Source organism: Leifsonia sp. HAY1-4F, assembly GCF_056755275.1.
The window spans coordinates 76,108-89,241 of the sequence record NZ_JBNDHX010000004.1 but is presented as its reverse complement, the minus strand read 5'-3'; the positions used below and the strand labels follow the sequence as shown (position 1 = coordinate 89,241).

At 69.1% G+C, this 13,134-nt stretch carries 12 protein-coding genes; 2 read left to right on the top strand and 10 right to left on the bottom strand.

Annotated features, from left to right (window positions below; translation table 11 throughout):
• The 3 genes from ACPYOG_RS01915 to ACPYOG_RS01905 form a co-directional block, all read right to left on the bottom strand.
• A partial coding sequence (locus ACPYOG_RS01915) for a carboxyltransferase domain-containing protein (protein ID WP_481292567.1) occupies positions 1-370 on the bottom strand: 370 nt, incomplete at its 3' end.
• Entirely contained in the window at positions 367-1,710 is a 1,344-nt protein-coding gene (locus tag ACPYOG_RS01910; RefSeq protein WP_481292566.1) for an MFS transporter, read from the bottom strand. The genes ACPYOG_RS01915 and ACPYOG_RS01910, both read right to left, overlap by 4 nt.
• The gene (locus tag ACPYOG_RS01905; protein ID WP_481292565.1) at positions 1,707-2,537 is read right to left on the bottom strand and encodes a LamB/YcsF family protein; all 831 of its coding nucleotides are present in this window, start codon (positions 2,535-2,537) and stop codon (positions 1,707-1,709) included. The genes ACPYOG_RS01910 and ACPYOG_RS01905 overlap by 4 nt, the downstream gene beginning before the upstream one ends.
• Before the next feature lie 101 nt (positions 2,538-2,638).
• On the opposite strand from ACPYOG_RS01905, the gene ACPYOG_RS01900 reads away from it, so the two are divergent.
• Positions 2,639-3,340 (top strand): GntR family transcriptional regulator, encoded by a 702-nt coding sequence (locus ACPYOG_RS01900; protein WP_481292564.1) that lies wholly within the window; start codon positions 2,639-2,641, stop codon positions 3,338-3,340.
• On the opposite strand, the gene ACPYOG_RS01895 is transcribed toward ACPYOG_RS01900, so the two are convergent.
• From ACPYOG_RS01895 to ACPYOG_RS01870, 6 genes are all read right to left on the bottom strand, one after another.
• Positions 3,268-4,371, bottom strand: coding sequence for a glucuronyl esterase domain-containing protein (locus tag ACPYOG_RS01895; RefSeq protein ID WP_481292563.1), 1,104 nt, complete (start codon positions 4,369-4,371; stop codon positions 3,268-3,270). The two genes, ACPYOG_RS01900 and ACPYOG_RS01895, sit on opposite strands and share 73 nt — an antisense overlap.
• A complete protein-coding gene (locus ACPYOG_RS01890; RefSeq protein WP_481292562.1) occupies positions 4,368-5,639 on the bottom strand; it encodes an enolase C-terminal domain-like protein in 1,272 nt (423 codons plus the stop codon). The genes ACPYOG_RS01895 and ACPYOG_RS01890 overlap by 4 nt, the downstream gene beginning before the upstream one ends.
• Positions 5,632-6,552, bottom strand: a complete 921-nt coding sequence (locus tag ACPYOG_RS01885) for an NAD-dependent epimerase/dehydratase family protein (protein ID WP_481292561.1) — start codon at positions 6,550-6,552, stop codon at positions 5,632-5,634. The genes ACPYOG_RS01890 and ACPYOG_RS01885 overlap by 8 nt, the downstream gene beginning before the upstream one ends.
• On the bottom strand, positions 6,549-7,445 hold the full coding sequence (locus tag ACPYOG_RS01880; protein ID WP_481292560.1) for a carbohydrate ABC transporter permease: 897 nt from the start codon (positions 7,443-7,445) through the stop codon (positions 6,549-6,551). The genes ACPYOG_RS01885 and ACPYOG_RS01880 overlap by 4 nt, the downstream gene beginning before the upstream one ends.
• Positions 7,445-8,422, bottom strand: coding sequence for a carbohydrate ABC transporter permease (locus ACPYOG_RS01875; protein ID WP_481292559.1), 978 nt, complete (start codon positions 8,420-8,422; stop codon positions 7,445-7,447). The genes ACPYOG_RS01880 and ACPYOG_RS01875 overlap by 1 nt, the downstream gene beginning before the upstream one ends.
• 68 nt (positions 8,423-8,490) lie before the next feature.
• Positions 8,491-9,852 carry an extracellular solute-binding protein gene (locus ACPYOG_RS01870; protein ID WP_481292558.1) on the bottom strand — a complete coding sequence of 454 codons (1,362 nt, stop codon included), beginning with the start codon at positions 9,850-9,852 and terminating at the stop codon, positions 8,491-8,493.
• 337 nt (positions 9,853-10,189) lie between these two features.
• On the opposite strand from ACPYOG_RS01870, the gene ACPYOG_RS01865 reads away from it, so the two are divergent.
• Positions 10,190-11,221, top strand: a complete 1,032-nt coding sequence (locus tag ACPYOG_RS01865; RefSeq protein WP_481292557.1) for a LacI family DNA-binding transcriptional regulator — start codon at positions 10,190-10,192, stop codon at positions 11,219-11,221.
• 17 nt (positions 11,222-11,238) lie between these two features.
• Here the strand turns inward: ACPYOG_RS01865 and ACPYOG_RS01860 are convergent, their stop codons facing one another.
• Entirely contained in the window at positions 11,239-13,017 is a 1,779-nt protein-coding gene (locus ACPYOG_RS01860) for a fascin domain-containing protein (RefSeq protein ID WP_481292556.1), read from the bottom strand.
• Positions 13,018-13,134: the final 117 nt, after the last annotated feature.

Here is a 13,134-nt window from a genome sequence, read left to right as displayed (position 1 = left end):
TGTGTGCCGCGATCAGCGCTTCGACGCTCATGTCGAGCAAGGCGGCGAGCTCGGGAAGGTCTTCACCGTCGTAGACCGTGTCGATCGGAACGGGTGTCCGCTGGTGGGGCGCGCTGTCGTCGGAGCCCGGATGGATGCGGGCCAACGCGTCCACGAGCCCGGGGAGCGCTGCGGCACTCGTTGCCGTGACGACGATCGTGTCCGCGCCGGCGATGACTTCGAGCTGACCGGGTAATGGGTTCTCCAGCAGCGCGGTCTGGACGACCGGGAGGTCGGCGCCGTCGAACCGGGCGCGCACGGCCTGGGTGCCGAATGGGGTCACAGCGGTTGCTGCACCCCATCCGGCGATCGGTGCGATGAGCTGGGTCACGCCGGTTCCTGTGCCCGGACAGCTGCTGTGTTCAGCAGCTCGATGTCTTCTTCCGGCCGGGGATCGCGGCCGAGGGCGAGCCCGACGATGGTGGCGACGGCGGCGGCGGCGAGGTAGATGACGACGGCGATCCAGGTGCCTGTCGCGCTGAACAGGGACGTGAAGATCAGGGGCGCGATGGCGCCGCCGATGACGCCGGCGAGTGTGTAGGCGAGCGAGCTCCCCGCGAAGCGCAGCTGCAGAGGGAACTGCTCGGTGATGAACGCGGCTTGCGGTCCGTACAAGAGCGCATGAAGGGCGAGACCGACGACGATTCCGACCGTGAGCACGACGAGGTTGCCGCCCTGGATCGACCAGAAGAACAGCGGCGCCCAGATCAGGGTCGCGATCGAGCCGATGCCGTAGATGAAGCGGCGGTTGAAGCGGTCGGTGAGCGCACCCGCCAAGGGCATGATGAAGATCTGGAACGCGCCGCCGATCAGGATCGCAACGAGCACGGAACTGGTCGGCAACTTGAGAGCGGTCGTCGCGTAGACGGCGACGAACACGGTGAGCAGCGAATACAGCACGTCCGGAAGGACACGGCTGAGCGCTGCCGCGACCAGCGCACGGGGCTGCTGACGGAACACATCCTTCAGCGGCGTCTTCGGGCGCTCATCGAGCGCGACCAACGACTTGAAGATCGGTGTCTCCTCCAGTTTCAGCCGGATGATCAGACCGAAGGCGACCAGAACGCCCGACAGGAGGAACGCGATCCGCCATCCCCAGTCGAGGAAGCTGTCCCTGGTCATGATCCCTGCAAGGAGGGCGAGGACACCGTTGGCGAGGAGATTGCCGACCGGCACCCCGATCTGAGCGGCGGACGCCCAGAATCCGCGGTTCCGTGGGTTCGCGAACTCGCTCGACAGGAGGACCGCGCCGCCCCATTCGCCGCCGACGCCGATTCCCTGGGCGAGGCGGAGCAGCACGAGCAGCGTCGATGAGATGGCGCCGAAGGAGGCGTAGCTCGGCAGGAAGCCGATGAGCACGGTTGCGATGCCGATGAGAAGCAGCGTGGCGATCAGGACCTTCTTGCGTCCGATACGGTCGCCGAGGCGGCCGAAGATGACGCCTCCGATCGGGCGGGCGAAGTATCCGACGGCGAAGACGGAGAACGAGAGCAGCAGCCCGATGTAATGGTCTTCGGCCGGGAAAAACACGGCAGGGAAGACGAGGGCCGACGCGACCGAGTACACGGCGAAGTCGTAGTACTCCAGCGACGTTCCGGTCAGGCTCGCGATGAAGGCCCGGACCGCCCCGGCAGGTGGCTTGGTTCGTGTGGACAGAGACGTACCGTTCATTGGCTTCTTCCTTCTTGCAGTGGGTGTGAGAGAGAGTCGCTCGAGGTCACCGTTCGGGCCGGAGGATCTCCGGCGAACGGGACGAGTGATACGCCGGCTTCGGCGAGGGCGGCACGGACACGGTTCGCGATTCCGACCGCGCCGGGAGTGTCCCCGTGGACGCAGATGGAGTCGGCCTCGATGTTCAGGACCCGGCCGTCCACCGCCTCCAGCCGGTTCGTCGTCGCAAGTCGCACGACGCGGGCGGCGATATCGTCCGGGTCGTGGAGGACGGCGTTCGGTGTGCCCCGGGGGACGAGCGCACCGCTGGGCAGGTAGGCGCGATCGGCGAACGCCTCGATCGCGACGCGAAGGCCGCGCGCTGCCGCCCGTTCCAGGACGACGGCGCCGGGTAGCCCGAGCACGACCAGATCCGGCGAATAGGCCGAGATCCCGTCGACCACGGCCTGGGCTTGCCGCACGTGCGTTCCGATCGCGTTGTAGAGGGCCCCGTGGGGTTTCACATACCGTACGCGGCCGCCCTCGGCCCGGGCGATTCCATCCAGGGCGGCGATCTGGTAGAGCACATCGTCGGCCAGTTCCAGCGGGTCGACATCGATGAACCTGCGCCCGAAGCCGATGAGATCCCGGTACCCGACATGCGCGCCGATCGTCACGTCGCCCGCGATGGCGGTGCGCGCAACGGCGCGCGCCGTGGATGGGTCGCCGGCATGGAAGCCGCACGCGATATTCGCACTCGAAACCGCGCGGAGCATCGCTTGATCGTCTCCGAGCTGCCATTGCCCGAAGGACTCACCAAGATCACCGTTGATGTCGATACTGACCACGATCGGCACGATACAGGTTGTTGAACAATCCTGCAATCCTTCGATAGTTGAATTCACACCTCCGCTGTACACTGTGAGGTGTCGAGGGCAGAGGGGGATCAGTGAGTGCGAACACGGTGTATGAGGAGCTCGTCTCGGCTCGCGCGAAACTCGAACAGTCGAGCCGGAGCGTGCAGGTCGCCAACGTCTTACGGGAAGGGATCCTCGCAGGCGCGTTCCTCCCGGGCTCCCGCATGAGCGAGCTCGAGATCTGCGAAGCGCTCGCGGTCTCACGGAACACGCTGCGCGAAGCGTTCCGCACCCTTGTGGAAGAGGGGCTCCTCGTCCACGAACTCAATCGCGGCGTTTTCGTCCGTACACCGAGCGAGTCGGCAGTGGTCGATCTGTATGCATGCCGGCGCGTCGTCGAATGTGCTGCGGTGAGCCGACCGCACACGCCCGACCGGCTGAGCCGAGTGGTCAGTGTGATGCGCGATGCGGATGCCGCGGCTGCGGCGGAGGACTGGGTCGCCCTCGGCTCGCACAACATCAGCTTCCACATCGCCATCGTCGCGCTCAACGGGAGCACCCGGTTGGACACGCTCCTGACGCCGATCTGGAATGAGATGCGTCTGGTCTTCCACATGATCAGCGACCCGGCGGCATTCCACCTGGGGTATCTCGAACGCAACCGCGAGCTGCTCGAAGCCCTGCAGGCCGGAGACTCCTCGGCAGCGAAAGCCATGGCCGATTATCTGGACGACGCCGAACACGAGGTGCTCGCCGAGCTCAACGGCCGGACCACACGGCATCCGGCCGCATAACCGCCCGCGAAGTCGAGGGCGCGCATCCAGTCGTCCGCGGTGAGATCGTGACCGCCCTCCCGCACGTGGTGGCCGATCCCGCCGGCGTGGAACGCCGGGGCGGCGGCGAGCACTGCCGCGGCCTCGCCCACCGGGTCGGCCCACTGGTCGTCCTGCGCGCTGAGCACGAGCACGCGGCGCGGAGCGATGGCCGCCAGTAGCTGATGCTGGTCGACGGGCAGCTCGTCCTCCCGGTGCGCGTATCTCGCGAGCGAGGGCACGAACCAGTGCGGGAAGGCCGTCGTGATCGCGGCGACGTCCTCGCCGCCGGGGTGCCGGAACAGCGACGCTCCCGCGCAGCCGGAGTCATTGGAGACAGCAACGCCGAACCGCCGGTCCTGCGCGGCCGCCCACAGCGCGGCCTTGCCGAGTCGCGAGTGGCCCAGCGCGATCGAGCGCGAGGTGTCCACGCCGATCCTTTCGGCCACGTCCAGAAGCCGTGACATCCCCCACGCCCACGCGCCGATCGCGCCCCAGGCAGGCTGCTCCGTTTCACGTGCGGGGAACAGCGCACGGACTCCCGGACTCGCAAGCTGAGGGTCGTCGGGCTCGACCTGCCGATAGTCGGCGGTGAGCACCGCGAAGCCGGCCGCCACGATCTGCGCGAAGGGCCAGCGGCCGGACTGGTCGCCGTCGATGCTGTCCTGGTTGCCGGTGAAGTTGAGGGCGACGACGACCGGCGCCGGATCCGTCGCCCCGGTCGGGACATGCGCGAGGATGTCGAGGGGGAGCGTCCCGTCCGGGCAGGCGATCGACGCCACGAGCTGGCGGCGCACGGCGGCGCCGTCGAGGACGGTCTCGGGAGGCTGAGGCTCGGTGACGCCGGTCAGGCGCCCGCCTGTCGGAGTGCGGCCGTAGACCACCCGGGCGAACGTCCCCACGATGCCGTCGGACAGTCCGGGCAGCGGCGGCAGCGCGGGCGCGGAGCCCAGCCAGGCGCGTGCCGCGCCGACGACGGCCTCCGCCGCCGCGATACCTCCGACCCCGCTCACGGCGCGTGGAGCCCCCCGTCCAGCCCGCGCACCCCCGCTGCCCACGCGTCGTGGCCCGAGAGCCCGGCCGGGAAGCGCGCCGCCGCGCGCTCGTCGACCTCGATACCCCACCCGGGCGCATCGTGCGGCGTCAGCCAGCCGTCCACGATCTCCAGCGTTCCCGGGAACACCTCGTGCACCGCCTCCGAGTAGACATGGCCTTCCTGGATGCCGAATGCGCTCGTCGTCACGTCGACCGCGACGTTCGCCGCCGCTCCGATCGGGGACGTGTCGCCCGGTGCGTGCCAGGCGGTGCGCACGCCGGAGAACTCCGCCAGCGTCGCGAGCTTCTTCGCAGGGGTCAGGCCGCCGATGGCGGAGATGTGGGCGCGGATGAAGTCGACGCCTCCGCCGGTGATCAGCCGGGCGGCCTCGGTCAGGGACGTCGCGAGCTCACCCACGGCGATCGGCACCGGCGACTGCGAGCGCACCTCGGGGAGGCGGTCCCAGTGCTCCGGCGCGACCACATCCTCCAGGAAGAACAGCCGGTACGGCTCCAGAGCTCGCGCGAGCACCACGGCCTCCTTCGGCGTGAGCCTGGAGTGCACGTCGTGCAGCAGCTCGAGCCGGTCGCCGAAGCGCACGCGAGCCTCCTCGAAGAGGGTGGGCGTCGTCGCCAGGTATGCGCGCGGGTCCCAGCCCCGGGGGTACGGCGCCCCCGCCCGCGCCGGTGCCGCGACCGGCGCGGCGCCGTACGTGCCGATACCCGGCTGCCCCACTTGCAGCCGGACGTGCCGCCACCCCTGCTCCGCGAACTCCTCGGCCCGATCCAGGGTCTCCCGGATGTCGCGACCGCCCGCGTGGATGTAGGTGTCCGCTGCCGCCCGCACCTTGCCGCCGAGCAGCTCGTGCACGGGCAGGCCGGCGCGCTTGCCGGCGATGTCCCACAGCGCCATGTCGAGACCGGAGAGGGCGTTGTTGCCGACAGGCCCCTCCCGCCAGTAGCCCGAGTAGCGGACGAGCCGGAGGAGATCGCCGAGGTCGCCGGGGTAGCGCCCGGTCACGAGGGGCGCGAGGTGCTGCTCGACGAAGGCGACGACGGCGTGCCAGCGTTGAGTGAAGGTCGCGCACCCGTAGCCGTACAGGCCGTCCTCGTCGGTGTCGACGCGCACCACGACGAGCGGGGTGCCCTCCGGCGCCGTGACGATCGCGCGCACGCCGGTGATGCGCACCTCCCGCGGCGCCGGCCACGGCTGGTCGAGGGTGCGGAACGGGGCGGTGTCAGGCACTGAGGGCTCCCAACTCGAGCGGGTCGGCGACCGGGTCCGGCCGGTGGATCGAGTACTGCGGTTCGAATCCGAGCAGCTCGCGCGCCCGGGCGGTGTCGACCAGCGGCCCGCGCGCGCCGATGGGCGACCGGAGCGGCACGGCAGGCGCGTAGGCGCGCAGCAGCTCGTCCGCGGGGCGGTCGATCAGGAGGTCGCCGGCGCTGAGGCTGACGACGTGGGCGCCCGCCAGCGGGGCGGTCAGAGCGTGTTCGATCGCGCGCACGCCGTCGCGGAGATCCAGGTATGCCCATCCCTCGCGTGCCATCGACGCGGGGTCCCGCCCGACCGACTCGGCCGCGCCCCGGAGGGTCTCCGCGTCCTTCACGAGCGGGAAACGCAGGGCGACCACGTCGATCCCCCAGCGCCGCCACATCATGCGGGCGGTGGCCTCGTCGACCTGCTTCGACAGCGAGTACGGGTCGTCGATGTCCGCCGGCGTCTCCTCGTCAAGCGGGAAGTACGCGGGATCGACGTCGTGGCTGTTCATCGGGACGCCGAACGCATTGATGCTGCTGGCGATCACCGCACGGCGCACGCCGGCCTGACCGGCGAGCGAGAGCACGGTGAAGGTGGCGAGCACGTTCGTCCCGAAGACGGTCGGCGGCGTCCCGAGCGAGGGGTGCGGGATGGCCGCCAGGTGCACGACGGCGTCGACGCCCTCCAATGCCCGGGCGACGACGGCTTCGTCGCGTGCGTCGCCGGCGATCACCCGGTCCGCCGGGGTCCCGCCGTCGAAGTCCAGCGAGAGTGCGGTGACCCCCACGCCCAGCCCGGCCAGCCGCTCCGTCGCTGCCCGGCCGATCGCACCGTCAGCGCCCGTCACCAGTACCCGCCGCGGAAGCGGCCCGATGCGGTCGTCCGTACCGTCGTTCATCCTTTGACCCCTCCCGACATTCCGACTCCGCGCAGGAACGACCGCTGGAAGACGATGAACAGCACCACGGGGATCAGCAGGGCCAGGAACAGCCCGGCGAGCTGGATGTTCAGCTCGCTGTGCTGCGCGAGCTTGGGCAGCGCGACCGAGATCGGCTGCAGATCCGGGTTCGGCAGCACGAGCAGCGGCCAGAGGTAGTCCTTCCACGACGCGATGACCGCCAGGAGCGCCACCACTCCGAGGATCGGCCGCGACAGGGGCAGCACCACCGTGGTGAAGACACGGAGGTGCCCGGCGCCGTCGATCCGGGCGGCCTCGAAGTACTCGCGCGGGATGGCGTCGAAGAACCGCTTGATCACGATCACATTGAACGCGCTGGCCGCGGCGGGCAGCCAGACCGCCCAGTACGAGTTGGACAGGTTCGCCCCGATCACCGGCATCTTGAGGATGGTCAGGTAGAGCGGCACCAGCGAGACGATGCTCGGGATGAACAGTGTCGCGAGGATCGCGCCCGACAGGATCCGACCCCACTTCGGCCGCAGTACGCTCAGCACGTAGGCCCCGGTGGTGCAGACGAACAGGTTCGCGATCATCGCGCCGAGCGCCAGGATCGCGGTGTTCCCGAGGTAGTAGCCGATGTGCCCCTGGGTCCACGCCGTCGCGAGGTTCTGCCACTGCACGACTCCGGACGGGAAGAACGCGAGCGGGTCGCGCAAGGTGTCCTGCGTCGGCGAGATCGCGGCCTTCAGCAGCCAGAGCAGCGGGCCGAGCCCCGCGATCAGCAGGCCGACCAGGATCAGGAGCTGCACGATCGTCAGGGGGATGCGCACACCGCGGCGCTTGCGGTCGCTGTCGGAGATCAGGCTGCGTTCGGCGGTCCGGGTGCGACTCATCAGTCGGTGCTCCATTTCCGGGTCGTGAACTGGTACACGGCCGACAGCACGCAGAGTCCGGCGGCGAGCAGCACGCTCAGGGCGGTCGCCGCGCCGTAGTCGCCGTTGACGAACGCGTAGTTGTAGATGAGGAGCAGGATCGTCGTGGTCGCGCCCTGCGGGCCGCCGCCCGTGAAGAGGTACGGCTCGGTGAAGAGCTGCATCGTCCCGATGATCTGCAGCAGCAGCATGACCAGGATCACCCCGCGGATCTGCGGGAGGGTGATGTGCCACACTCGCGACCAGATCCCCGCGCCGTCGAGCTCCGCCGCCTCGTACAGCTCGGTGCGCACCGAGGTGAGCGCGGCGAGGTAGATGATGACGGCGGTTCCGGATGCCGCCCAAGTGGCCTCCAGCACGATCGAGGGCATCGCGGTGGCCGGCGAGTCCAGCCACGGTTGCGGCGGGATGCCGACCAGGCCGAGGATCGAGTTGAACAGGCCGTCCGCCGACGAGTCGTAGAAGACCTTCCAGAGCAGGATGGACACCACCGGCGGCACGATCACCGGGAGGTAGGCGAGCGTCGTGTAGATCCACGACCTCCCGCGGAGTTCGGCCATCAACACGGCGAGGAAGATCGGAAGCGGGAAGCCGAAGACGATCGCGAGCACGGTGAAGTACAGGGTGTTGACGGTCGCCTGGCCGAGCGCCGGGTCGGCCAGCACGTACTGGAAGTTGCCCAGTCCCACCCACTGGGCGGGGGCGACGAGGTTGGTCCTCTGCAGGCTCATGACGAGCCCGTTCACGATCGGCCCCCACGAGAAGTAAAGGAAGATCAGGACGACCGGCAGGGCGAAGAGCACGACGGTCGGGCCGCCCTGGCGGTACCAGGCGGCGAAGCGATTGCGGCGCCGCGCCTGAGGACGCGCGGTCCCCCGCGTGGTCGCCCGGTGTTCCACCGGCTCCGGGACGGTCGGAGCCTGCTCCCTGATCACCATGGTCACTCCTTACGGGATGGGCTGTCCGGCGCGCACGGGGTCACGGTACGCGCCGGACAGTGGGCGGATCAGCGTCCGAGCTTGGCCTGGACGGTGGTCGCCGCCTTCGAGAGCAGCGACGGGATGTCCGCGTTCTGGTCGGACAGCACCGCCTGCACCACGGGATCGAGCGCCGCGTAGACCTCCTGGGCCTGTGCCGGCGGTTCGGGGATGATCCTCTGATCCGCCGCGACCTTCACATACGGGTCGAAGTTGCTCACCGGTACGTTGACGTACGGCTTGATCCACTCGTCGTACTTCGCCTGCTGGTCGGCGCCCATGACCGGGAGGCCGGGGAGACCGACAGGCTGCTTGTCAGCCGCCTGCGCCTTGGCCTGCGCCACCGCGGCGGACTGGTCCTGGTACTTGGTGAGGTAGAAGAACTGGATCCACTTGAGCGCGGCGACCTTCTGCTCCGCAGTCGCGCCGGGGTTGACCACCTCGGCAGCACCGCCGGAAAGGGTGCCGTGGGCGCCGCCGTTCTGGGGAAGGCCGCCGACGCCGAAGTTCTTCGGGTCCATCCCGTTGGTCACGACGGACGCCGAGTACTGGTCGGGCGCCGACATGAACATGCCGATCTTCCCGGCCGCGAAGCCCTGCGCCATGCTGTCCAGGTCGTAGAGGGTGGTGGTGCCCATCGAATGGTCCGTCCAGCGCATGTCGTGGAGGGCCTGCAGCGCATCCTTCGACGGGGTGTCGTCGAACGTCACCTTCGTGCCCGCCGCGTTCTCGATCGTGCCACCGAATGCGTACGTCTGCGTGGTGAACATCCAGCCGCCCTGGTTCTTGGTGCTGAGCTGCGCGTAGCCGACGGCGCCGGTCTTCTGGGCAATCTGTTTGGCGTCGGCGCGGACCTCGTCCCACGTCGCCGGCGGCTTGTCGGGGTCGAGCCCGGCCTTGGCGAACAGGTCGCGGTTGTAGACGAGGCCGACGGAATACGCGGTGATCGGCACCCCGTACGTGTGGCCGCCACTGTCCTGCGCCACCTTGAGGACGGTCGGGTTGAGCTGGCCGCCGAGCTTGGTCTGCTTGAGCGCGTCGGTGAGGTCGGCGACCTGCTTGCGGGCGATCAGACCCTGCGGCTCGGTGAACGGCACGCTGAGCACGTCGGGGAGGTTGCCGCCGGCCACGAGCGCCTGGAAGGTCGATGCGTCCCAGACGGTCTCGCTCGGCTTGAGCGTGATGTCGGGGTTGGCCTTCTCGAACGCCTTGACCTGCTTGTCGTAGTAGGCGCGGTTGTCGGCGTCGGACGTGGTCGGGCGGTTGCCGATGGTGATGGTCACTTTTCCGCTGCCGGCGTCCGAGCCGGGCGAGTTGGAGCATCCGACCAGTGCGGCGAGGACGGCGACGCCGCTCGCTGCGGCGACGATCGCCTTTCGCGATGGTTTCATCATTGAAACTCCTTGATTGCAGCGGCCTGGGGAGGCCGCGTTCTCCGGGTGGGGGTGATGTAGCGCAAATGCTTTCGCACCCGCAGTCTGCCGCATGCTTTGGTCAAAAGCAAGGTCGAGTAGAAAATGCGCAATTGATTGCGCGACTCTGCGCAAGGTGCCATAGCCTGGGTTGGGATGGACTGCAACAGTTTGCGCCCGCCCCGGAGGATGGACACGCGGGGGACCCGGTCGACCCGACGCGTCGACGACCGGTAGTGGAATCGCTCTCACGCCGATGGCAGGCGGGGCGCGAGTGCCCTACCGTTGGGGTGAACGCCACTCTCGAGGAGGACTGATGACCAAGCGAGCCAGCATGAGCGACGTCGCGCGCGCCGCGGGCGTCTCGCTGACCACCGCCTCCCGAGCCCTTGGGGGCGTGGGCCGGGTTTCCCCCGAGACCCGCGCAAAGGTCATCGAGACCGCGGAGCGCCTCCAGTTTCAGCCCGACATGATCGCGCGTTCCTTCGTCACCGGCCGCAGCTTCATCGTCGGCGTGCTGGCCGAGGCGGCACGCGGCCGGTTCAGCATGCCGCTCATCGTGGGCGCGACCGACTATCTCGGCCGGGAGAACATCGCGGCCGTCACGCTCGACGCGCGCGGTGCGCCACGCCGGCTCAACGACAACCTCAAGCGCCTCCGCTCGCGCCGTATCGACGGCCTCCTCGTCGTCGGCGACGATCCGAACCGGGCGAGCCTGGTGCTGTCCGAGGACTTCTCGGTGCCGGTCGTGTTCGCCTCCTCGTCGGCCACCCCCGAGACGGACTACGTGGTCGCACCGGACAACCGCGGCGCCGGCCGCACAGCCGCCGAGCACCTGATCGGCCTCGGCCGCCGCAATATCGCGCACGTCACGGCCGCGGTCCACGAGCCTGCGGTGGATGCGCGCGCCGCCGGCTTCACCGAGGCAATGGCCGCCGCGGGCATGAGGATCGCGATGGGCGGCCCGCTCTACGGCAGCTACCTGCAGCGCTGGGGCACCGACGCTGCCGAGCGGATCATCGCCGCCGGGGAGCCGGTCGATGCGATCTTCGCCGCGAACGATGAGATCGCCATGGGCCTGTTCGCGACCTTCCACCGGCACGGCATCCGGGTCCCCGACGACATCGCGATCGTCGGCTACGACAACCGCCTGGCCGGCGTCCAGCGCCCCGACGACCCGCTCACCACTTTCGACCCAGAGCTCAGCGCCGTCGGAGAGAAGGCCGCTGAGCGGCTCCTCACCGTGATCGGCGGAGGCGGCCAGCCCGGCGTGGAGTACGTCGCGCCGCGATTCGTGCTGGGGCGCTCCACCGTCGGGCCGACCCTGGAGCCGTACGACGTGATGTGAGACCTACCCCGCGCTCGTCACGCACTCCTCCACTCGAACGTCTCCTTCTCCTTCAGCCGCGCCGCCTCGGCCATCAGCGGCGTGCCGCTCGTGTCCTGCGCGCTCACCAACTGCCCGTTCACCAGTGCCACGAGGCCGGCACCCGCTGTGCCGGTGACCACCCAGCGGAACTTCTCCCGCTCGCCGATCGCCGTTACCTGTGCCTCGAGCGGAAAGCCCGTCGTATCCTTCCACGCGCTCACATAGTTGCCGTTCGCGAGTGCGCGCAGGGCGATCGCACCGCCGCCTGCGTCCACGACCGTGAACTTCTCCCAGGTGCGCACGGTCGTGGCCACGGCCTTCACTGGCGCGGTGGCGCCCTCATCGGTCCGGGTGCTTGCATAGAGCCCGTTCCAGCACTTCAGCGAGATGGTGGCGCCGATCGGCGCCAGGCTCGGGACAGCATCGGGATGCGCCGTGACGTAGCTCTGGTAGGCGTGGTATGGCGGGTCGAGCGGTGTCCCGTCGCCGCTCGTGAGACCCCACTCCGTCCAGCCGTCGAGGTCGAAGTACATGCCGGACTGGAAGGCCACGGTGGTCCGCGCGGTGCGGAACTCCTCCAGCTGCGTCGCGATGTAGGAGGCACGATGGTCGAGGCTCTGCTCGGGGCCGGAGTTCCACTCGGTCATCAGGAACGGCTTTCCGTAGCGGGCCTTGACGTAGATGGGCAGGTTGAACGAGGGGCCGGATCCGTCGGTGCCGATGTGGAAGATGTCGCCGTCGACCTCGTAGTTGTGCCACGTGGTGAGGTCCCAGCGCACCGTCGGGTGGCCTCCTGTGCCGTCCGGCTGCATGCCGTCCCAGAGGGCGTCGGAGGCGCCGACGTCCGACTTGCAGAAGTTGATGCCGCAGAGTGCCGATGGCTGAACCGACTTGACTCCATCGATCAGGCCCCGCATGAAGCCGCGCATGAGCGGCCAGTTGGTGTTGTCGAAGTCGATCGCCTTGGTGCCCGCGTCGCCCACCTCCCCGGGCAGGATGATGTAGCCATCGCGGGTGAGCTCGTTGCCGCACTCGTACATCGTGACCCCGTAGGGCGCCATCGCGGTCGCGACGTTCGCTCCGATCGCGTGGGAGGCCGAATAGGCCCCCGATTCCGTGGAATAGGCCAGGTTCTGGTTGGAGTCGCGCAGGCCGGCGTCGATCACGGGCATGATCTTCAAGCCCGCGGCGTGAACGGCCTGGGCGATCGACGCCGCTTGACCGATCGTGCCCGCACTGCCTCCTGTGTTGACCCGGAGCACGGACGCTCCGAGCGCGCCCATCGCCGCGGCCACATCCGCGGGCGTCAGCGCCGTGTCGCGGTGCACGTTGACGCCGTACATCGATCCGGCCGGAGCCGAGAGCGGGATGCGCGGGTCGCTGCACGGTCGCCAGACGCTGCCCAGGACCACGTACCACTGGCCCCCTGTGCCGCAGTGGTAGACCATGCCCCCGTACCAGAGCAGCAGCGACACGTTGTAGGTGTTCCCCACCGTCGCGCCGTCGCGGTAGATGACCCCGCCCGAGAGAGTCCAGACGTGGCCGCCGTTGTCTGTGATGGATGCCGCGGACGGGATGGTCGTGCCGTCCGGAGACGCGTTCGGGGAGTCGGTCATCGGTCGTAGGCCGAGCGGTGAGGCCGACGCACGGGAAGGCGGTGCGGCGGCCGCGAGCACCACGGAGGCGGATGCCGCTGCGGCGGCGCCGAGGAAGATCCGGCGCGGGATGGGCCGCCTCGGAGAGCTCGCGGACGCCTCGGTCTGATCGTCGTTCATCTTCGTGACTCCTGGATTCGTCACGGCGCACACACGCCGTCGTGGTGGTTGGCTGTAGCTGGTAGCGCAATCACTTGCACGCCCCAGGATGGTGCTGCCACCGCCTCGAGCGCAAGC